This window comes from Sorangium aterium (genome assembly GCF_028368935.1).
Taxonomy (GTDB): domain Bacteria; phylum Myxococcota_A; class Polyangia; order Polyangiales; family Polyangiaceae; genus Sorangium; species Sorangium atrum.
In genome coordinates, this window is sequence record NZ_JAQNDK010000001.1 from 1,929,155 (window position 1) to 1,950,201 (window position 21,047).

13 protein-coding genes are annotated in these 21,047 nt (G+C 71.6%); 8 read left to right on the forward strand and 5 right to left on the reverse strand.

Features of this window, described 5'->3' with window-relative positions:
• Positions 1-41: 41 nt before the first annotated feature.
• The gene (locus tag POL72_RS07010; RefSeq protein ID WP_012237941.1) at positions 42-941 is read right to left on the reverse strand and encodes a 1,4-dihydroxy-2-naphthoyl-CoA synthase; all 900 of its coding nucleotides are present in this window, start codon (positions 939-941) and stop codon (positions 42-44) included.
• Positions 942-1,296: 355 nt separating this feature from the next.
• On the opposite strand from POL72_RS07010, the gene POL72_RS07015 reads away from it, so the two are divergent.
• From POL72_RS07015 to POL72_RS07035, 5 genes are all read left to right on the forward strand, one after another.
• Entirely contained in the window at positions 1,297-2,475 is a 1,179-nt protein-coding gene (locus POL72_RS07015; RefSeq protein ID WP_272094246.1) for a PAS domain-containing protein, read from the forward strand.
• 120 nt (positions 2,476-2,595) lie between these two features.
• A complete protein-coding gene (locus tag POL72_RS07020; RefSeq protein ID WP_272094247.1) occupies positions 2,596-3,696 on the forward strand; it encodes a fibrinogen-like YCDxxxxGGGW domain-containing protein in 1,101 nt (366 codons plus the stop codon).
• 94 nt (positions 3,697-3,790) lie between these two features.
• Positions 3,791-4,312, forward strand: a complete 522-nt coding sequence (locus POL72_RS07025) for a hypothetical protein (protein WP_272094248.1) — start codon at positions 3,791-3,793, stop codon at positions 4,310-4,312.
• 26 nt (positions 4,313-4,338) lie between these two features.
• Positions 4,339-4,977, forward strand: a complete 639-nt coding sequence (locus tag POL72_RS07030; protein WP_272094249.1) for a hypothetical protein — start codon at positions 4,339-4,341, stop codon at positions 4,975-4,977.
• 111 nt (positions 4,978-5,088) lie between these two features.
• Positions 5,089-7,179, forward strand: a complete 2,091-nt coding sequence (locus POL72_RS07035; RefSeq protein ID WP_272094250.1) for a serine/threonine-protein kinase — start codon at positions 5,089-5,091, stop codon at positions 7,177-7,179.
• Between the two features lie 51 nt (positions 7,180-7,230).
• Here POL72_RS07035 and POL72_RS07040 read toward each other — a convergent pair whose 3' ends face one another.
• Positions 7,231-8,007: a hypothetical protein gene (locus POL72_RS07040; RefSeq protein ID WP_272094251.1), complete on the reverse strand. Its 777-nt coding sequence runs from the start codon at positions 8,005-8,007 to the stop codon at positions 7,231-7,233.
• Between the two features lie 351 nt (positions 8,008-8,358).
• Positions 8,359-12,246, reverse strand: a complete 3,888-nt coding sequence (locus POL72_RS07045; RefSeq protein ID WP_272094252.1) for a serine/threonine-protein kinase — start codon at positions 12,244-12,246, stop codon at positions 8,359-8,361.
• A gap of 205 nt (positions 12,247-12,451) precedes the next feature.
• Here POL72_RS07045 and POL72_RS07050 point away from each other — a divergent pair, with 205 nt between their 5' ends.
• A complete protein-coding gene (locus POL72_RS07050; protein WP_272094253.1) occupies positions 12,452-14,005 on the forward strand; it encodes a serine/threonine-protein kinase in 1,554 nt (517 codons plus the stop codon).
• A gap of 32 nt (positions 14,006-14,037) precedes the next feature.
• Here the strand turns inward: POL72_RS07050 and POL72_RS07055 are convergent, their stop codons facing one another.
• Complete coding sequence (locus POL72_RS07055; RefSeq protein WP_272094254.1) at positions 14,038-15,105, reverse strand: class I SAM-dependent methyltransferase; 1,068 nt, start codon at positions 15,103-15,105, stop codon at positions 14,038-14,040.
• A gap of 157 nt (positions 15,106-15,262) precedes the next feature.
• Between POL72_RS07055 and cysS the strand changes: the two genes are divergently transcribed.
• Both cysS and POL72_RS07065 read left to right on the forward strand, forming a co-directional pair.
• A complete protein-coding gene (gene cysS, locus POL72_RS07060) occupies positions 15,263-16,801 on the forward strand; it encodes a cysteine--tRNA ligase (protein WP_272094255.1) in 1,539 nt (512 codons plus the stop codon).
• A gap of 650 nt (positions 16,802-17,451) precedes the next feature.
• Complete coding sequence (locus tag POL72_RS07065) at positions 17,452-20,064, forward strand: LamG domain-containing protein (RefSeq protein WP_272094256.1); 2,613 nt, start codon at positions 17,452-17,454, stop codon at positions 20,062-20,064.
• Between the two features lie 96 nt (positions 20,065-20,160).
• Here the strand turns inward: POL72_RS07065 and POL72_RS07070 are convergent, their stop codons facing one another.
• The gene (locus POL72_RS07070) at positions 20,161-20,976 is read right to left on the reverse strand and encodes an arylamine N-acetyltransferase family protein (protein ID WP_272094257.1); all 816 of its coding nucleotides are present in this window, start codon (positions 20,974-20,976) and stop codon (positions 20,161-20,163) included.
• Between the last annotated feature and the right edge of the window lie 71 nt (positions 20,977-21,047).

Genomic DNA, 21,047 nt, shown 5'->3' on the forward strand with positions numbered 1-21,047 from the left:
CTATTGTGGGCTCCGGGCGCGGGAGCGGCGGCTCGCCGTCGTCAGTAGTGCCAGGGATAACGCGTGAAGTCCGGGCGGCGCTTCTCCAGGAAGGCGTCTCGGCCCTCCTTCGCCTCCTCCGTGCCGTAGGCGAGCCGCGTCGCCTCGCCGGCGAAGAGCTGCTGTCCGACGAGCCCCTCGTCAGGCAGGTTGAAGCCGTACTTCAGCATCCGCATCGCGGTCGGGCTCTTCGAGTTGATGATCGCGCCCCACCGCAGCGCCTCCTCCTCGAGCTCCGCGTGAGGGACGACGGCGTTGACCATGCCCATCGCCGCCGCCTGTTCCGCCGTGTAATCGAGCCCGAGAAAGAAGATCTCCCGCGCCTTCTTCTGCCCGACCTGCCGCGCGAGCAGCGCCGAGCCATACCCGCTGTCGAAGCTCGCGACGTCCGGGTCCGTCTGCTTGAACATCGCGTGCTCGCGGCTCGCCAGCGTCATGTCGCAGACCACGTGGAGGCTGTGGCCGCCGCCCGCCGCCCAGCCGGGCACCACCGCGATGACGACCTTGGGCATGAACCGGATGAGCCGCTGCACCTCCAGGATGTGGAGCCGGCCGAGCCGCGCCGGGTCGGCCTGCCCCGCGCTCTCACCCTCGTATTTGTAACCGTCCTTCCCGCGGATGCGCTGATCGCCGCCGGAGCAGAACGCCCAGCCGCCGTCCTTCGGAGAGGGCCCGTTGCCGGTGATCAGCACACAACCCACGTCCGAGGTCGTACGCGCGTGCTCGAGCGCGGTGTACAGCTCATCGACGGTGCGGGGACGAAACGCGTTGCGGACCTCGGGACGGTTGAACGCGATGCGGACGGTGCCCTGGTCCACGGCGCGGTGGTAGGTGAGATCCTCGAACGAGAACCCATCGACCTCACGCCAGCGCGCCGGGTTGAAAATCGCAGAGACGGTCATGGTCCACTCCTTTGAGGCGCGGACCGTACTCGCCTCATCGTGGGCTGGCAACCTCGGCGACATGACAGTGGCGACCTCCGAGCGCGCGGTTCGCCAGGCCCGGGCGTCCCTTCTGGCGCGGCCGGCCCAGCACGCCCGCTAACGAGCCTCCCGATACCCTTGACACATAAGCCGTTCTCGTGGACAAGCAGGCTTCGACGCGCGGTGAGGTCGACGTCGCGCCGCCTGGGCATTGCGCGTGCGCGCTCTGGCCAGGCGGCGCGCGAGGCGCTCGCCGGCGTTCGGACAGGAGAATCGGTGATGGCGGGCGGCCTCGACGACGGGCGCGCATCTGCCTGCCCGCGAGGGGGATCACATGGGCTTGAGCTATGAACGACTTTTCCAGGTCTCGTCAGGACTCCTGGCCACCGCGGACGCGCGCGGTTACTTCCATGATCTGAGCTCTGCGTGGGAGCAGACCCTCGGCTGGTCCCTCGACGAGCTCAGGGCCAGGCCCTACATCGAGCTCGTCCATCCCGACGACCGCGAGGCCACGCTCGCCGAGGCCGCCGCCCTCTTCCAGGGCCGTGCGAACGGCCGGTTCGACAATCGTTATGTGTGCAAGGACGGCTCGTACCGGTGGCTCGGCTGGACCGCCCGAGTGGACATGGACGAAGCGCCCTCCGAACGCCTCATGGTCGCCACGGCGCTCGACCTGACGAGCGACCGGGAGCGGACGGCGCAGCTCACGCAGGCGGCGGAGCTGACCACGGTCTACGAGAAGCTGTTCCGGGTGTCCGTGGGCCTGCTCGTGACCCTGGACGCAGAGGGGTACTTCCGGCACGCCAACCCGGCCTGGGAGCGCACCCTCGGCTGGTCCCCCTCGGACATGGTCTCGAAGCCGTTCATCGAGTTCGTCCATCCCGACGACCGCGAGGCCACGCTCGCCGAGGCCGCCGCGCTCTTCCAGGGCCACACGACCATCAAGTTCGACAACCGGTACGCGTGCAAGGACGGCTCCTACAGGTGGCTCGCGTGGACCGCGCACCTGGACGCGGCCGAGGAGCCGTCGCGCCGCCTCGTCTACGGCACCGCCCACGACGTCACGCCCTACAGGGAGCTGCTCGACAAGCTCGAGCGGACGCTCGCGCGGCTCCGCGACACGATGCAGGCGATGTCGACGCCGCTCATCCCGATCACCGATCGCATCATGGTCATGCCCCTCGTGGGCCAGATGGACTCGGAGCGGATCGATCAGGTGATGTCGGCCGCGCTCGCTGGAGTCCAGTCCACCCAGGCTCAGGTGGTCATCCTCGACGTGACGGGGCTCAAGGAAATCGACACGCGGGTCGCCGCCGGGCTCGTCGACACCGCGAAGGCGCTGCAGCTGCTCGGCGCACGGACGATCCTGACCGGCATCCGGCCAGCGGTCGCGCAGACGCTCGTCGGGCTCTCGCTCGACCTGGCGGGCCTCGTGACGAAGAGCACCCTCCAGAGCGCCATCGCCTTTGCGCTGCAGAGCGACCAGGGCGCGCCACGGGCCCTCGCCCGATAAGAGCGTCGGAAACGTGCCGGCGCCAGGCGGCGGAGCAGCCGACCGCGCTGGGCGGATGCGCGCGCCGGGGCGGCTGGTGTATAAGGCCGCGTGGCGTGTGTTCGTGTCCGTGGAGGTCGCATGTCGCTCGGCCGAGGTTCGGTCGCAGGAGCCTGCTGCGCAGCCATCGTGTTGCTCGCCGCCGTGTCGGCCTGCTCGACCAGGGTGCGGAGGTTCGGAGACGGCGACGCCGGAGGCGGCGGGAGCGCCTCGGCGTCGAGCGCCGGCGGCGGCTCGGCCGCGAGCACCGGCGAGGGCGGCTCGGCCGGGAGCGCCGATGGCGGCGCCTCGGCGTCGAGCGGCGGGGGCGGGTGCGAGCCCGGCCGCCAGGAGGCCTGTTACGAAGCGGCGCCGGCCACGTTGAACCGCGGACCCTGCCGCGCCGGCATGAAGATCTGCGACGACGAAGGGAACGGGTTCGGCCCGTGCGCCGGAGAGGTGCTGCCCGCCGCCGAGCGCTGCGACACCGCCGAGGACGAGGACTGCGACGGCGCGGTCAACGCGGGGTGCGTCTACGCCCGGTGCGCCGACGTCCCCCGCGGCCTGCCGAGCGGCGTGTACACCCTCGATCTGGACGGGGCCGGGAGAGATCCGGAGTTCCCCGTGGTGTGCGATCTGGAGACGGCCGGTGGAGGGTGGGCGCTCGTCTACAACAGCGTTGGTTCGGCGGAGGGAACGACGCTGGCGTTCTGGGACATCCCGTACGCCGAGCGGCTCGGGACCAAGGGCGAACCGGCGCTCACGCGGAACTTCTACAGGGGCTCTCTCTACCTCGTCGGCCGGGAGTACCGCGATGAGATCGAGGACATCGAGGGCACCGTCGCGGAGGTCCTGCGCGCGACCGCCGAAGGCATCGACACGACGACCATGAAGTTCCTCCACCCCCTGCACCGCTCCGGGGACGCCGACGTCTTCTTCTCCCATTTCCTCTCGGGGTGGTCGTCGCCCGACCACGACGGTGACACGGCCCCGGACAATAACTGCGCGGTCGAATCCCTGAACGTCACGCAGCACTACGCGCAGTGCTGGGACTACAACCTCGGCGCGGACGGGGACGCACCGTTCGACGACGGCGGCTGGGGTCCCCACCTCGGCACGCACGTCGCGGACCAGGTCGGCCTCGCGAACGACGATACGCGGTATACCCGCGTGCGGCGAATCTCGCGCTGGACACGGTGGTGAGCCGGGCATCAGGCGTACCTCCGCGCGTACCTCCGCGCGTACCTCCGCGGATTTTGTGACAATTTCCGGGAGGCTCGGGTATGCTCGCCCGGCCATGCGCTTCTATGCACTGACTTTGCTGACGCTCTTCGCGAGCCTCTGCCTGGCGAGCTGCTGGAACAGCGGCGCCTGCGTGGAGGGAGACGCGTGCGAGTGCTCCAATGGGGATGAGTGTTACCTCGGCTGCGACGGTGACAATTGCGACCAGCGCTGCTTCCAGATGGATCGCTGCGGCGCCGTCTGCGAGCACGGGTGCTCGTTCGAGTGCTTCGATGTCGACGAGTGCTCGGCCTCCTGCGGGGACGACTGCGACCTCAACTGCCATAACACGGCGGCGTGCGGGGCCATCTGCGATCGCGACTGCCGGTACGAGTGCCACGACACGAGCCGGTGCGGCGTCGTCGTCGGCTCGCGCAGCGTCGTGACCTGCCGGAACGTGGCGACCTGCGAGGTCGAGTGCCGGGGCTCATGCGAGGTGTTCTGCGACAACGTGGGCGGCGAGTGCCGCGTCACCTGCCCCGGCGGCGATGCTGCGGTCATGTGCCCGAACGGCTCGCGCTCGTGCGGCGGATGCTGAGGAGACCGAGACCGATGCAGAGAGCGATGACATCGCAGCTTCGCGCGCCGCGCCTCCTGGCCGCCGCGCTCTCGTTCGTGGCGCTGACGATCGGGTGGACCGAGGTCGGCGAGGCGCAGATGACGATCAAGCGCCCCGGCGATCGGCCCGACTACAAGGTCGAGCTGGAGCCGCACCTCCTCCTCACGCCGTTCGAGCCGCTCGGCGGCCCCGGCGCCGGGAACGGCTTCGGCGCCGGGATTCGCGCCACCATTGAACTCGCGCCCGACGGCTTCATCAAGCGCCTCAACGACTCTGTCGGGATCGGCTTTGGCCTCGACGGCATCCACTACGGAGGGGACGGGGACTACCGCGGCGTCTGCACCCGCTTCGAGAACGGGCCCGCGGGCACGCGGATCTGCACCGAGGTCGACCGGCACGGGGCGCCCTCGGACTACGTGTTCGGCTCGGTCGTGATGCAGTGGAACTTCTGGCTTCACCGGAAGTGGTCGGTCTTCGGCGAGCCGGGGCTGTCGCTGTACCTCGGCGACGTGGGCCGCGACGGGATCTTCGGGGTCTCACCGGCCCTGTTCGTCGGCGGGCGCTTCCACTTCACGGAGAACGTGACGCTCACGATGCGGCTCGGATACCCGGCGTTCTCGCTGGGCGTCTCGTTCCTCCTGTGAATTTCGCGCGCTCGCGGACGCCCGCGTCGTGCGCCCCCGCGCCCCTCCCGCTCGTGGAGCGCCCGCGCACCGCTTCCCCGCGACGCCGGCCGACCTGATATCCTGCGCCGCATGCCGGAGACGCCGCGATCCGAAGAGACGCTCGGCTCGGCCTTGATCGAGGACCTCACGGTCCCGAGGCTCGGCGCGCCGGCCGCGCAGCCCATGGAGGAGCTCTCGAGCTCGGCGCTCACCGAGGACATCGAGGCGATCGAGGCGGCGGCGGCCGGGGGCGCGGGCGGCGACCCGCTGATCGGGAGCCTGATCTCGGGGCGCTACCGCGTCCACGAGCTCATCGGCGAGGGCGGGATGGGCGCCGTCTACCGGGGCGAGCAGGTGCACCTCCGCAAGCAGGTCGCGATCAAGCTGCTCCGGCCCCTCGCCCGGCGGATGCCGGAGCTCGTGGTGCGGTTCGAGCGCGAGGCCGTCGCGGGAGCGCACATCCGGCACCCGAACGTCGTCGCCGCGATCGACTTCGGTCAGCTGGACGACGCGTCGTTCTTCCTCGTCCTCGAGTACGTCGAGGGGACGCCGCTCAAGGAGGCGATCGCGGGGGGACGGCTCCCGCCCGCGCGGGCGCTCCGCATCGCGCGCCAGATCGCGTCGGCGCTCGCGGCGACGCACGAGAAGGGCATCGTCCACCGGGACGTGAAGCCCCAGAACGTGCTGCTCGACGCGCACGATCAGGTCAGGCTCATCGATTTCGGGCTCGCGAAGGTGAACGTCGATCTCCTGTCCAGCCAGAGCCGCAAGACGGCGGCGCCGACCCCCGCCCTGACGAGCGCCGGCGAGGTCTTCGGCACGCTCGCGTACCTCGCGCCGGAGGCGCTGCGCGGGATGGACGCGGTGGACGCGCGCGCGGATCTGTATGCGCTCGGGCTCATGCTCTACGAGATGCTCACCGGACAGCACCCGTTCGGCACGAAGAACGTGGTGGAGCGGCTCAAGCAGCAGGGGCCGGAAGGTCCGCCGGCCCTCCGCGCGCGCGCTCCGGATCTGGAGGTGCCCTACGAGGTCGAGCAGGCCGTGATGCGGCTCATGGAGCAGGATCCGTCGTTCCGTTTCCAGACGGCGGCCGACGCCATCGCGGCGCTCGATGAGGGGCTCGCGGCGATCACGCGCGCCGCGGCGCCGGCAGGGGGCGGGATCGCCGCGGCTGGCCAGGCCCCATCGGGCGGGGCCATCGCGGCGAGCGGGGCCGCCGCGGGAGCCACCACCGCGGCGGGCCCGGGCGCCGCGGCTGGCCCGAGCATCGCGGCGGGTCCGAGCATCGCGGCGGGCCCGAGCACCGCGCCGGGCCAGGCCACGGCGGGCGGGGCCGCCGAGCAGGCTGCGAACGCGGCGCCCAGGGCTCAGGCGCCGTCTGCCTGGCCGGGGCCCCGGGCGACCTTGCTCGCGCGCGCGCACCGCCGGCCCACGGCCTCGCCGGGCTGGGTGCCCCTCGCGGCGGCGCTCTCGGCGCTGGCGGCGCTCGCGATCGGCGTCGCGCTCTGGCTCGTCGTCCGGCGGCCCGCAACGACCACGGAGACGCCCGCGCTCGCCTCCCATCTCCCGCCGGCGCTGGCAGCGCCGCCCCCTCCCGCCTCGGCGAGCGCGGCGCCCGAGGACGACGCCCGCGGCGCCCCGAGCCCGCGCGCGCAGCTCAGCCGGGCTGTGGCGACCAGGAACTGGGTGCTCGGGGCGCGGGCGCTGCTGGCCCTCGCGGAGGCCGATCCGGAGCTCGCCCTGAGCAGGGGCCTGCGCGAAGAGGTGCTCTCCACCGTGGCGGGCATCGGGTTCGAGGAGGACAACCCGGCGGCGGACGAGGTCTTCGACCTGCTCACGAACCGGCTCGGCAGCGGCGGGCTGGACGTGCTGCTCGACCTCGTGCGCGCGCGCGGAGGCACCAAGGCGGCCCGGCGCGCCAGCGAGATCCTGGCCCGGCCCGACGTGATGGCGCGCGCGACCCCCGCGCTCCGCGTCCTCTTCGCGTTCCGCAGGGCCAGCTGCGGCGGCAAGCGGGCGCTCTTCGGCCGCGCCGCGGCCGAGGGGGACGAGCGCATGCTCTTCGAGCTCCAGGTGCTGCACGGCGCGCGGTGCAGGCGGAACGATCCGTGCTGCTTCCGCGACGACAAGGCGATCGCCGACGCGATTCAGCAGCTGAAGACGCGCCTCGGGACGTGACCGGCGCGCGGCGCGCCTCCTCTCCGCCGGGCCCCGCCGCGGAGGCGCCGCTCAGAGCAGGCCGCAGCCGTTGTAGAGCGGCAGGAGATCGCTGTCGCGCACCTCGCTCCGGATCGTCTCGGAGTAGCTCTGGACGCTCGGCCCCAGCAGCGGGCCCAGGACCGCCCCGAGCAGCGGGAGCGGGTAGCAGGTCTGGTCGCCAGCGGCGTTCTTCACGCAGGTCAGATCGCAGAGCCCCAGGAAGGCGATACCGCACGTCGGCACGTGGCCACAGAGCCGCTCCAGCGAGAGCAGGCTGAGATCGAGCGGGCAGCTCAGCGAGAGCGATGAGAGCTCCCCGGTGAGATCGGGATCGATGCAGGCATACCCGGCGATGGTCGAGGAAAGGAACGCGTTGCCGTACATCGTGGCGTCGTGGACGACGAACTCCGAGTAGGGCTCCTCGTCCACAGGGCCATCAAGGGCCGCGTGGTTGCCCTGCAGCAAGATATCCACATGCTCGCCGGTGCCGTTCAGGTGCTGAAAGATGCACGAGGAGACCCAGCGCTGCTCCGAGGGGGTGAGAGCACGCGTCGTCCACGCCGGCGCGAACCCGAAGGAGCCGTAGAACTTGCGGCCGTCCGGACCATACACGACCTGTTCAGAGGACAGCGCGCAGCGCACGGTATAGTCGAGCACGCTCCTCCCACCGGAGGTGCCGAGCAGCGGCGTCGGAACCACGAAGTTCTTGGCGCCGACGAGCGCAGCCCGGCCGAGCGCTTGGAGCGCAGTGCGGTTCGCCGGCGCCCAGAAGTCGCTGGGGAGCAGGCCGTTACACCCGATGGGCACCGCAGTGCGCCGTATTGGCAGCTCCGCCGTCTCGACGGGGTCGGTGTCCGATGGAGCGTCGGGGTCTGTGTCCGACGGGGCGACGCATCCCGCCGTGAACAAACCGGCGCCAAGCAGACCAGCCGCAATGAAACGGATCGATGACATTCAGCTCTCCTCCGAGAAAGGCGCGCTGCCACGCACGGGCCCGGGCTCCGACACCGACCAGTGATCTCGCTCTTCCTTAAATTAACAGTCTTTCATTTCCCAGGATGCATTGCAATACCGAAAACTAGCACACGGAGGTTTGTTGCCCCTATACGGACTCGCCGGAATATCGAACGGAACGCGCCTTATCGAGTCAGGATCAAGTCACTGCGATACAGCTGGACGAACGTCCGGCGTCCGCGATGTCTCCTCGAGGTTGCGCTCCAGCTCGACGAAGCGGGACAGCCACAGGGGGCTGTCCCCGCGGTGCTCCCGCGCGCTCGCGAGCGCCTCCTCCGCCTCACGCGCGTGTCCGCGACGGAGCGCCATGCGAGCACGCCAGTAAAGGAACATCAGCGTCTGCTCGGCGATCGACTGGTCTTTCGCCCGCTGGATCGCCTCGCTCCACGCGAGAGAGGACGGAGGTTCCGGCCGGAGCCCGACCTCGGAGAGCACGAGCTCGAGCAAGCCGTACTCCGTGAGATCGCCCGGCTCGAGAGCGCAGGATCGCTGGATCCACAGCACCAGCTGGCTCGCCTGCTCGTACTCGTCGAGCGCGAGGTGGATCTGCGCGAGCAGCATCGCCGTCTGGGGCATCGGGCGCTCGGAGGCCTGCTCTTCCAGCCATCGGGCGCGCCGCACGAGCGCGAGCGCCTCGCGCTGCCTGTCGCTCCAGTGCAGCAGCACGGCGACGTTGTACGAGGCCATCTTCTCCAGCCACGGATTGCCGATCTCGCGCGCGAGATCGACGGCGCGGCGCAGGTCGCCGACCGCGCCCGGCAGCGACCACCGCCAGGCCCACAGCGCGATGCGGTTGATGTACGCCCCGCAGAGGTGAAATCGATCGCCGGCCGCCGTGACCAGGGCGATCAGGTCGTCGGAGGCGCGCTCGGCGTCCTCGCGGCGGCCTGCGCTCGCGAGCTGGAACGACAGCATGATCAACGCAGGGACACGCGCGTCGTAGTCTCCCGACGCCGCGGCGCGATCGGCGCACGCGGTGAGCTCCGCGATGGCCTCCTCGGTCCTCCCCCGCCGCCACGAGGTGCGGGCCTCGGCGACCCGGAGGCGCAGCGCGAGCTCGGGCGAGCCCTGCGCGTGCGCGTGCGCGTCGACGAGCGGCCGCGCCTCCTCCACCCGGCGCGCCGACGCCTCGAACTCGAAGGCCCAGTCGAGCACGGTAGCGTCCTCGAGCAGGAGGCTCGCCCTCGCCTGCGCGTCGCCGAGCGCCTCGGCCAGCGCGAGCGCGTCGCCGAAATCGCTCCGCGCCTCCCGGACGCGGCACATGCGGTACCGGCTCCTGCCGCGGCCCGCGAGCGCGCGCGCGCGCCGGGGCGCGTCGCCTTGCTCGGCGATCTGGAGCGCGGCGTCGTAGCGCCGGTCGGCCTCGACGGCGTCGTGCCGCGCGGACGCGAGATCGCCGAGCGCGAGGTAGGCGTCGGCCGCCTCGGCGCGCTCGCCGCACACGGCCGCGTGGCGCGCGAGCGCGCGGAGGCCGCCGGTCGAGCCGGCCGCCACCTGCGCCCGCCAGTACGCGAGGGCGCTCCGGTGGATCGCGGCCCGGTGCGCCGGGTCGAGCATCTCGTAGACCGCCTCCTGGAGGACCGCGTTCTGGAACGCGTGCCGGTCGTCCACGCCGCCGCCGCGGCCCTCGCCGTCGCGCAGCAGGATCCGCCGCTCGACCAGGGCCGCGAGCCCGAAGCCCGCGTCGACCATCGCTCCGGCGCCGCCCGCGCGCTCCAGGCCGTCCAGCACCGCCTCGAGCTCGGCGCGATCGAACGACATGCCGAGCGCCGAGCAGACCCGGGCGCACGTCGCGAGCTCCGGCGGCAGATCGTCGAGCCGCTGCGCCGCGAGCCATTGCCACGCCGGCGCCGGCGGCAGCGCCTCGACCTCCGCGGTCGCCACGTACGAGCCGCCGCCGGCGCGCCGGCGCACGACGCCCGCGCGCTTGAGCGAGCGGACGAGCTGCCGCAGGCAATCCGGGTTGCCCCCCGCCCAGTCGGCCAGCCGGCGGAGGATCTCCGCCGGCGGGTACTCGGCCGGCAAGAGCAGGCGCGAGGCGAGATCCATCGCCGCCTCCTCCGCGAGGGGCGCGAGCGTCACGCGGGTGTGGCGCTGGTTGCGCTGACCCCAGCTGGGACGGGCCTGCTCGAAGCGAGGGCGCGCGGTCACGACCACCCAGAGGGGGGTGCCCTCGCCGTCGAGCGTGGCGTACTCGAGCGCGTCGAGCAGGACGTCGTCCGCCTGGTCGGCGTCGTCGAGGATCACGGCGAGGGGGCCGCGGCGCGCCCCGCGGCGGAGCGCCTCGGCGAGCGCCAGCATCAGGCCGTTGCGGGCCTCCCCGGCCAGGCGCCCGCCGCGGGGCCCGGCCCAGCCGAGCGCCGCGGCGACGGCCTCCCACGTCGCGCCGCCGAGCGTCTCACCGAGCCGCTCCACGCAGAACTGCCGCGGATCTCCGGGGCTCTCCCGCGGCGCGTCGAGCGCGACGCAGAGGAGCGCGCGCACGGCCTGCGCGGCGCCGCCGTGGATGGGGTGGAGCGCGCGCACGGCCACCACGCGCACGTCCGGGACCGGCACGCCGGCGATGCTGGCCGCCTCGGCCGCGAGGCGCGTCTTGCCGAGACCGGCGTCGCCGATGAGCGTGAACAGGCCGGGGCACGTCCCGTCGAAGGCGTCGGTCGCGCTGGCCGCGAGCGCCGAGAGCACGTCGTCGCGGCCGAGCAGCGCCGGCTCGCGCAGGCTCTCCGGGTCGCCTGGCGGCGTGGGGGCGAGCTCGTCGTCGGGTAGCGCGCGCTCGAACTCCTCGGTCATCGCGAGGCCGCCCCAGGGCTCGGCCGGCAACCACGCCTCGGGGCGCTCGACCGGCGCGCCGTAGGCGGCGTGCAGCCCGCCGGCGATCCTGCGCAGGCGCACGCTGGCGAGGTGCAGCGCCACGCGCGCGCCGCCGCTCAGCGCGAGATCGCGCGCCGCGGCCAGCGCGGCGCGGGCTGGATCGTCGACGTCCCTCGCGGAGAACACGGCGAGGCAGCGCTGCCCGCGCTGCCGCGCGACGAACCCTCGGCGGCCGCCGATCGCCGCGATCACCGGCCCGGCGCCGCCCTCCGCGAAGAGCAGCGCGACCGGCTGCAGCCCCTCGGCGACGGCCGCCGCGGCGCCGTCGCCCTGCCGCTGCGATCGCGGCGCGGACGGAGGCGGGATCGAGTCGGCGCGAGGCCGCGCGCGCAGGGCGTGCAGGGTGCGCCGGAGCGCGGCGGCGCTGTCCGGGCGGCGGCTCGGGTCCTTGGCGAGGCAGGCGAGCGTCAGCGCCTCAAGCCCCTCGGGGACGTCCACGAGATCGCTCGGGCGCGGCGGGCGCAGCGCCAGGTGGCCGTGCTCGACGGCGGTCTCGCCCCCGACGAACGGCGGGCGCAGGGTGAGCAGCTCGAACAGGATCACGCCGAACGCGTAGATGTCCGCGCGCGCGTCGCTCCGCGAGGCGTCGCCCCGGAGCAGCTCCGGAGCCATGTACTCCGGCGTCCCCACGATGTCGCCGGCGCGCGTCGCGCCTGCCGGCGCGTCCGGCGGCTCGCCGCCTTCGGCGGGCCTCGCCAGGCCGAAATCGAGCAGCACCGCGCGGTCGCTCGAGCCGAGCAGGAAGAGGTTCTCCGGCTTGAGATCGCGGTGGATGACGCCGCGCGCGTGCGCCGCCTCGATCACGGCGAGGATCGCGTCCGCGCGCCCGGCGGCGCGGTCCGGATCGGGCGGCGCGCGCAGCACCGCCAGCTCCTCGGCGAGGGTCTGGCCGAAGAGCCGCTCCATCACGAGATAGGGCTGCCCCCCGGGGAGCTCGCCGCAACCGACCAGCTGCGGGGCGTGCGGCACGCCGACGCGCTCGAGCAGCGCGGCCTCCCGCCGGAACCGCTCGCGCAGGTTCCACGCCGCGTGCCTCCCCACCTTGATGGCGACCGGCGCTCCATCGCAGTCCTGCTGCGCGGCCCATACGTCGGAGAAGCCGCCATGACCGAGCGGACCGAGCAGCGAGAAGCCCTCGATCGCGGGCGCCGCGCGCTCCACGGTGTCACGCTCACCGGGCGGCGGAACAAAGCCATCTCTGACACACGGAGCGCCAGCGGCGAGCCGCCCGTGACATACGGAGCAACGGTGCATGATTCGGCTCGTCTGCCGGCAACCGGGGTCGCGGTCGACACCGGCTTACGCGTACTGTAATGCGCGGGCTCAGCAGTTGTCATTGAGGAAGTAAGCGGCTGTCGCATATCCCATGAAGAACCCTGGCCAGAACGATGAGCTGCTTCCCGCCGCGCCGCCGGCCGACGCCCCCGCGACGGGCGAACCCCCGTTGGTCACGTCGCGGACATGGAAACAACACACGCCCGACACACGCGATCGCGAGGACGCCGGCCCGGGCGCCCCGCGCGCCGCGACGCTGCGGGCAGGCGAGTACCTCCTCGACGGCGTCATCGCCGAGGGGGGGTTCGGCGTCGTCCACCGCGCGGTGCACGCGGCGAGCAAGGCGCCGGCGGCGGTCAAGATCATGCACGCCGACCTGATCTCGCGCGCCGACGTGGTGCTCCGCTTCCAGCGCGAGGTGGACGCGATCGGGCGGATCCGGCACCCGAACGTCGTGGAGATCCTCGACGTCGGGCGGCTCGACGACGGGCGGCCCTACTTCGCGATGGAGCTCCTCCAGGGCAGGAGCCTCGAGCAGCACCTGTTCGCCCGCGGGCGGCTCTCGGCGGACGAGGCGCTCGCGATCCTCGATCCGCTCTGCGGCGCCCTCGCCGCGGTCCACGCGCTCGGGATCATCCACCGCGACGTGAAGCCCTCGAACGTGATCCTGTGCGAGCGCGGCGGGGAGCTCAGGGTCGTGCTGCTCGACTTCGGCATCGCGAAGCTGCTCGGCGCGACGGATCTCTCGCTCACGTCGTCACGGCACGTCGTGGGGACGCCGGCGTTCATGTCGCCCGAGCAGCTCCTCAACCGGCCTGTCGACATGCGGACCGACGTCTATGCGCTCGGCGCGCTGCTCTACACGATGATCGCGGGATCCATGCCGTTCCTGGCGACCACGTATCCGGTGCTGCGCCACCTGCACCTGCACCAGGCGCCGCCCCGCCCGAGCCTGCACGCGCCGGTCGACCCGGCGTTCGACGATATCGTCGTGCGGGCCATGAGCAAGGATCCCGCGGGGCGCCACCCGGACGTCGCCGCGTTCCTTGGCGACGTCCGGGCCGCGACGGCGCGGATCGCGCGGACCGGCGCGGTGGAGGCGGGGCACATCCGGCGCCTCGCCATCGGGCTGCTCGTCGAGGTCCTCGCCGAGAGCCGCGCGCTCGAGGCCCCCACCGACGCTTTCCTGGCCGATTTCGAGGCGGTGGTCCCGGACGCCGTGGCCGCGCTCGCGCCCTCGGGGTTCTCGCCGCTCGCGATCACGAGCACCAGCGTGCTGCTCGCCGCGCCCTTTCGGCGCGACGAGCGCGGCACCGACGAGGCGCGCCACCGCGCGATCGCGGCCGCCATCGCGCTGCACACGCGGCTCGCCGGGCCGGGCCAGCGCGATCCCAGGATCAGCGTCCGCTTCTGCCTCCACGCCGGCGACGCGGTGCTCACCGAGGACGGCGTCCTGGTGGGCGGGAACCTCCTCGAGCTCTCCTCGTGCCTCCCGGAGACGGCGGAGCCGGGCGTGTACGCGTCGCCGGCCATGCTCGATGGCGTCGCGTTCCTGTCACACCGGGTCCCGGGCGCCGCCGGCGCCACGATCCCGATGCGCCGCGTGTTCGTGCGGTCGCCTGGCCGCGCCGCGGCGCCCGCCTAGAGCGGGGCCGCGAGCGCCGGGCGCAGGGTAGGTCAGCGGGCGGGCTTGACGAACTTGAGGGTCATGCGGTCGCTCTCGCCGATCGCGGCGTAACGCGCCCGGTCCTTGTCACCGAGCCGGAAGTTCGGCGGCAGGGTCCAGACCCCTTCCGGGTAGTCTTTCGTGTCCTTCGGATTCGCGTTGACCTCGGACTTGCCGCCGAGCTTGAAGCCCGCCGACTCGATCTTCTGGATCACCCACGCTTCCGGGAGGTATCCCTGCTTCGCGCTCTCATCGGGGTTGGCGTCGGGCTTGGCGCGGTGCGCCTCGATACCGAGGACGCCGCCGGGCTTGAGCGCCTTGAACGCCTCGGCGACGTAGGCGTCGAACTTGCCGTTCCGGTGCCAGTTGTGGGCCTCGCGAATGGCGATGACGAGGTCGGCCTTGCCCTCGATCCCGAGCTTCGGGCTGTCGCGATCGATCACGATGACATCGACCTTGCCGAACAGATCGGGTGACTTCTCGAGCAGGCGCTTCACGCGCTTTCCATAGAGCGTGTTGCGCGAGTCCTCGGGGCCGTTCGGATCGAACGACGTGATGAGGAGCTTGCCCTTCTTCGCGAGCACCGGCGCGAGCAGCTCGGTGTACCAGCCCTCGCCGGCCCCGAGCTCGATGACCGTGCTCGTCTGCTTGAGGCCGAAGAACTCCAGGGTCTCGACCGGATGCCGGGCGGCGTCGCGCTCGGCGTTGCCCGGGGTGCGGTGCTTCCCCTTGAGCGCCGCCCGCAGCGCGGCGCCCGCGCTCGGGTAATTGGCCGCGATGAGCGCCTTGACCTCGGCCTTGAGCGCGTCGTCGAACCGCGCCGCCTCCTTGTCGGCCTTGGCCTCCATCGCCTTCGTATCCTCGGCGAGCTTGGCGAGCTCCGCCTGCTTCTTCTCGGCTTCCGGGTCCGCCTTGGGCGGCGCCGCCGCCTCGGGCTGCGCGGCCGGCGCGGCGACCGGCGGCGCCGGCGCGGGGGCCGGCGGCGGGGGCGGGGCGCTCTCGACGGGCGGCGGGCTCCCCGCACAGGCGGCGAGCGCGCCAGCGAGGACGAACAGCAAGGTCCTTGAAGTGATGTGCATGCGCGGTTGCGTAGACCGGGCGGCAAGACGTGGCAAGAGGGCGGAAGACACCGCGAAACCACAGGGAAAACCGGCGAGGTTCCGCGTTGACCGGGCGGCGGAGCCAGGGTAGCGTACGCGGTCCCGGGGGGTGCTCGCACACTCACGCAGGTGGCCGATGCCGCTCAAGGTCCATAACACGCTCACGAGGAAGAAGGAGCCTTTCGTCTCCGCCCGACCGAAGGTCGTGCGCATCTACACGTGCGGTCTCACGGTCTACGCTCCGATGCACATCGGGCATGCGCGCACCTACTGCTTCTGGGATGTCTTCCGCCGCTACCTCGAGTACCGCGGCTATCATGTGCTGAGCATCATCAACTACACGGACATCGACGATCGCATCATGCAGCGCGCGAGCGAGCGCGAGGGCGCCGTCGACGTCGCCGAGCGGAACATCGCGGCGTTCCGGCGCGACTGCCGCAAGCTCCACATCAAGGACTACGCCGTCTACACGCGCGCCACCGACTTCGTCGACGAGCAGGTCGACATGGCGAAGCGCCTGATCGAGAAGGGCCACGCCTACACGGTGAACGGCGAGGTCTTCTACGAGGTCGGCACGTGGGCGTCCTACGGTGAGCTCTCGGGGCGCAAGGTCGACGAGCAGGAGGTCGGGGCGAGCGGCCGCGTCGAGGAGGACTTCGCTCGGAAGAGGCACCCGGCAGACTTCAGCCTCTGGAAGCCGACCGGCGCGGGCCAGCCGAGCTGGGGCACCGGCGAGGAGGGGTGGCCGACCGGGCGCCCCGGCTGGCACATCGAGTGCTCGGCGATGAGCACGGCGCTCCTGGGCGACCATTTCGACGTCCACGGGGGCGGCATCGACAACATGTTCCCTCATCACGAGAACGAGATCGCGCAGAGCGAGCCGCTCTGCGGGCGGCCCTGGGTGCGCTACTGGCTGCACCCGGAGCACCTCGATCTCAAGGACGTGAAGATGTCGAAGAGCCTCGGGAACGTCATCTCCATCGAGGAGCTCCTGTCGAGGCACGGGCACGACGAGGCGCGCTGGTTCTTCGTGACGCAGCATTACCGTTGCAAGCTCCCGTTCGGCTGGGAGCTGCTCCAGCAATCCGCTTCGGGCTATGCGCGCATCAAGAAGCTCGCGACGGTCCTCGCCGAAAAGCTGAGCGGCGCGACGGAGGCTCCCCTCGCCCCGGGCGCGTACGCGTCGCAGCGACCCGAGGAAGAGCGGTTCCCGAGGATGCGCCACCACTACGTTCACGGACAGTTCGGGGAGCACACCGAGCGGTTCATCGCGCGCTTCATCGAGGCGATGGACGACGATCTGAACACGCCGAACGCCGTGGCTGCATTTTTCGATTACGTGAGCGCGCTCTATTCGGCGGGGATCGAGCGGTGTGAGGACCGCCCCTCGATGCTCGCGGTCTACCGGGCCATCGTGCGTCACCTCGCGGTGTTCGGGGTGGAGATCGCCGAGCCGGCGCTCTATCCGGAGCTCGTCCCGGACTACGCGCTCCCCCCTGCCGAGGGCGCGGCTGGGCGCGGCGGCGACGCCGCGATCGACCGGCTGATCGCGATGCGCCAGGCGGCCCGGAAGGCGAAGGACTTCGCCAAGGCGGACGCCATCCGCAACCTGTTGACCGAGGCAGGGGTCGTGCTCGAAGACACCCCCCGCGGCCCCCGCTGGTCTTCCTCCTGAGGAGCTCTCCCGCTTCGGATACGGGCCCATTTCGACGTTTTCGGTGCTCGGCGTACCAAAGTACGCCTCCGCGCCGAAAACGCCGATCTGGGCCCGTCTCCTGTGCGGGAGAGCTCCGCTAACGGGTGTATCAGAGGTCGGAGAAAGAGCGGAGAGGATCGCGCGGCGGAAACTTGCCGGGGGCAGGTGCCGCGCGGTGAAGGTGGATGCGGCGGCGCGGCATATAGAAGCGGCGCAATGGATGACCGCTCGACGGCGGAGCTGCGGTCGGGACGAAGTGTGACGGGCGCGCGGCTGCGAGGAGGAACCTTGTTGTCCCTCTCTGCCGCTCGCCACGGGCGCACCATTTCGACGCGTCGGAAGCGTGCTTGTTTGACCTCGAGCACCCGCCTGGGATCGCAAAATGGGTGTGCCAGATGTGCCAGTGTCGGGGTTCAACGACATGGCCAGGCCCGCTGGGATCGACGCAACGGGGCGAAAAGCTCGATCTTGGGCTGGGCATATCAATTGCCAATCGGGTCCTCCGCACCAGCGCCCAAACCCGAACAGCCCGGTCGGGTCTGACAGACGCCTGTTCGCGTCGCCGACCGCAGCTCGAGCTGCGGCCGGGCGGCGCTCGTGCAGTCAACTCTTACCCAACGAGAACGCAGATGCGGAACCTCTCCTTCGGCTTCGCCCATCCTCTCTCAATCAAAACCAGCTCGGCCGCGGTCCTCGCCCTGCTCGCCTCGGGCGCCGCCGCGTGCGGAAGCTATGGCGTCGATGAAGGCTCACTCGGCGATGCAGAACTAGCCCTCGAAGCGACAGTCGGCGCGTCGAGCGTCGTCAGCGGCACCAGCAGCGGCGTCGGCACCGGCGTCGGCAGCAGCTCGGTCGCCACCTCCACCACCGGCGTCGGCGGCGGCGGCTCCGGCGGCTCGGGCAGCAGCGTGGTCGCCAGCTCCAGCAGCGTCGGCTCCGGCAGCACCTCGTCCATCGCCGGCGTCGGCGGCGGCGACCCCGCCACCACCAGCGTCGGCGTCGGCGGCGGCGCCGGCGTCGGCGGCGGCGACCCCGGCGATCCGCCCCCGGTGGGGCCGCCGGCCGTCGGCTTCTGGCAGCTCGACGACTGCAACGCCGCGACGACGGCGCTGTTCGACTCGTCGGGCAACGGCAACACGGCCACCCGCTCGGCCAACGCGGCGTGCGCTCAAGGGATCAGCGGCCTCGGCGTCGAATTCAACAAGGAAAACGACAAGATCCTTGTCGACGACGACGCCAGCTTCACGTTCGGACAGAACCTCGCGGTCGCCGCGTGGGTCAAGCCGACAGCGGTGTCGGGGTCGACGCCGCGGACCATCGTGCAGGAGAAGGGCGGCGGAGAGACGAGCTTCTCGCTCGACATCCGGAACAGCCAGGCGCGGTTCACCGTGACCTTGACCAACGGGCGGACGGTCACCTCCCGCGCCCCCATCCAGGCCGGCGTGTGGACCCACGTCGCGGGCACCTACGACGGCAGGTTCGTTCGGCTCTTCCTGAACGGCGAGCAGGTCGGCCAGGTGAGCGCGGCGGGCACGCTCCACGACATCGACGCGCCCATCCGTATCGGCAACAACGTGCAGAAGGAGCGCTTCACGGGCGTGCTCGACGAGGTCTGGCTCTCCGCCTCGCCGACGACCGCCTTCGAGATCGCCCAGCTCTCCTGCCTCAGGCGCCCCGCGACGCTCGTCGTCACGCCGGCGAGCAGCGGCGTGGTCGCCCCGAACACGCCGGTGCCGTACCAGATCGCCGTCACCAACAACGATGTCGGCTCGTGCACCGCCGGCGACTACTTCCTCCAGATCTCCAGCCCCTCGGCGGGGATCGACGTCTCCGCGGATAACCAGTTCTTCCCGGGCGTCCTGCCCGGGACCACGGCGACGTTCCCCGTGACCGTCACCGGCACCGAGGACGCGGAGCCCGGCGCCCACGAGATCCCCTTCTCCGTTGTCGACTTCAGCTCGCCCCAGTTCTTCGTCGCCTCGGGGGCCCTCAACTTCGAGCTGGCCGAGCCGACGGGGTGCTTCGTCCGGACGAGCCGAGAGATCTTCGTGAAGGACCTCAGCGTGGTCGAGGATCCCCTCCGCACGACGTTCAACGGGCCGCCGAGCGATCCGCGCACGGGCGCATGGACGTTCGCGCGCCTGATGGAGGACATGGCGCCCACGCCCGCCGACGCGCCGGCGATGGTCGAGGAGCTCTTCAGCACCTGGCTGACCGATCAGGCCGTGAACGGCTTCACCGTGCCGGCGCGCCCGGCGATTCAGCAGGTCGTGCTCGACGGGTGGCCGAGGAGCCCGGACGGGTCGCTCGACCTGCAGCAGGCGCCGCTCTTGCTGCTCGGCATCGTCAACAGGATCGACGTGCGCAACCTCGCCGAAGGCAACGCCGGCGAAGGGAGGTTCGTGTTCGGCGTCGTCAGCCAGGGCTTCCCGCAGCAGTTCACCGTGATCCTGGAGTACAAGCTCCCCGCGTCGACCGAGGCCGACGTGCTCGACTGGGCCAACGACTGGCACGCCCTCGGCAGCCTGCCCTTCCCGTCCGAAGCGTACAACGCGGCGCTCCAGGACATCACCACGCGGTTCGCAGGCCGGAACGCCGCGCCCGGCAAGCCGAACGGGAGCTCGCTCGGGCAGCTCCGCACGAACGAGATCGCGCTCGCGGGGCCGTGGGAGCTGCGCGAGTTCGTCCTCTCGCCCCAGACGGGCTTCCTGCGGCCGGAGACCGTCAAGCTGACGCCGGATCTCGGGTTCGACGGATCGCCCACGCTCGCTGCCTTCGTGAACCAGAACGAGGCCTCGATCATCGCGGAGCAGCACACGGTGCCCGACACGTTCCAGGGGAGCCCGTTCCTCGGCGGATCGTCGTTCAACAACCTCACGGCCTGGACCGCTCCTGGCATCCTCAACAACGAGGCACGGCACAAGTTCTCGCTCAACACGTGCAACGGGTGCCACGGCGCTGCGGAGACAGGGACGGGGTTCCTGCACGTGAACCCGAGGTCGCCCGGGAACGAGGCGTCGCTGTCGGGCTTCATGACGGGGATCACCGTCCCTGATCCGGTGACCGGCGAGCCGCGCACCTTGAACGATCTGAGGCGCCGGAACCAGGATCTGACGGCGCTGGTCTGCGAGCCTGCCCCGGCCTTCGCGGCGCTCAGGGCCGCGCCGAGCGGCGGCGCGTCGGCCAGCGCGGCCACGAGCCGCTCGGCGTTCATCCGCCGCGGCATCGGGCGCGTGCACTGATCCGGAAGCGCCCCGGCGCGAGGGGCGGCGGGCGCGGCCGGCGAGCCGCGCCCGCCCGGCCTCCCGGGCAGGCCCCGAGGAGGACGCGCCGTCGCTTCAGCGGTCGAGGCCCGCGCAGGAGAGCCGCGTCCCGGCCGGGAGCTCCAGCCCGAAGCGCTCTCTCAAGACGTCGACGAGCGCGTCGTCGCGCACCAGGACGCGCTCGACGCCGTCCCTCCTCCAGATACCCAGCTCACGGTTGCGCAGCGTCACCCGGCCCTCCGGCGACGGGAGCGCCGCGATGAGGTTGTTCACGAACAGCGAGCTCGGGTGCGTGGACGTGTAATGGTTCGCCACCTCGTAGTCGATCGGGAGGTTCTCCTCGAGCGTGAACGCATAGATGTCCTGACACGCCTCACCCGCACTGGAGACGAGCACCCATGACGCGCCCTCCCGGCGCAAGCCGATCACGTCGAGCACCCGCGCGCGGCCCTCGCCCTCGACGAGCGGGAGCGGCTGTAGGAGCCCCGGACCGCCGAAGCCGACATCCGCGATGAACGGCCCCTCGGGCAGCTCGACCAGCGACAGCATGTGAGATCGAGGGCCCGTGTCGCTGCGCTGGAACCGCACCCGCGCGATGAGCGTCGTGAGCTTGAATCCGAGCCGGCGCAGCACCGCGGCGAACAGCGTGTTGTGCTCGAAGCAATAGCCGCCGCGGCGCGCCCCGACGAGCTTCGCCTGGACGCTGGCCAGGTCGAGGCGGATCGGTCGGCCGAGCAGGACGTCGAGGTTCTCGAAAGGGATGGAGTAGACGTGCGCCGCGTGGAGCGCGTCGAGGACCTCACGCGTGGGGGCGAGCGCGCCGCGATGGCCGATGCGTGCGAGGTAGGCGTCGAGGTCGAGCGAGGCGCTGTCCTGTGTCGAAGGTTGCATTGGATCGGTGCAGCGAGGATACGCGGCCCCTCGCTTGACCGTCAACGCGCCGGTCAGCACATTGACGGCGG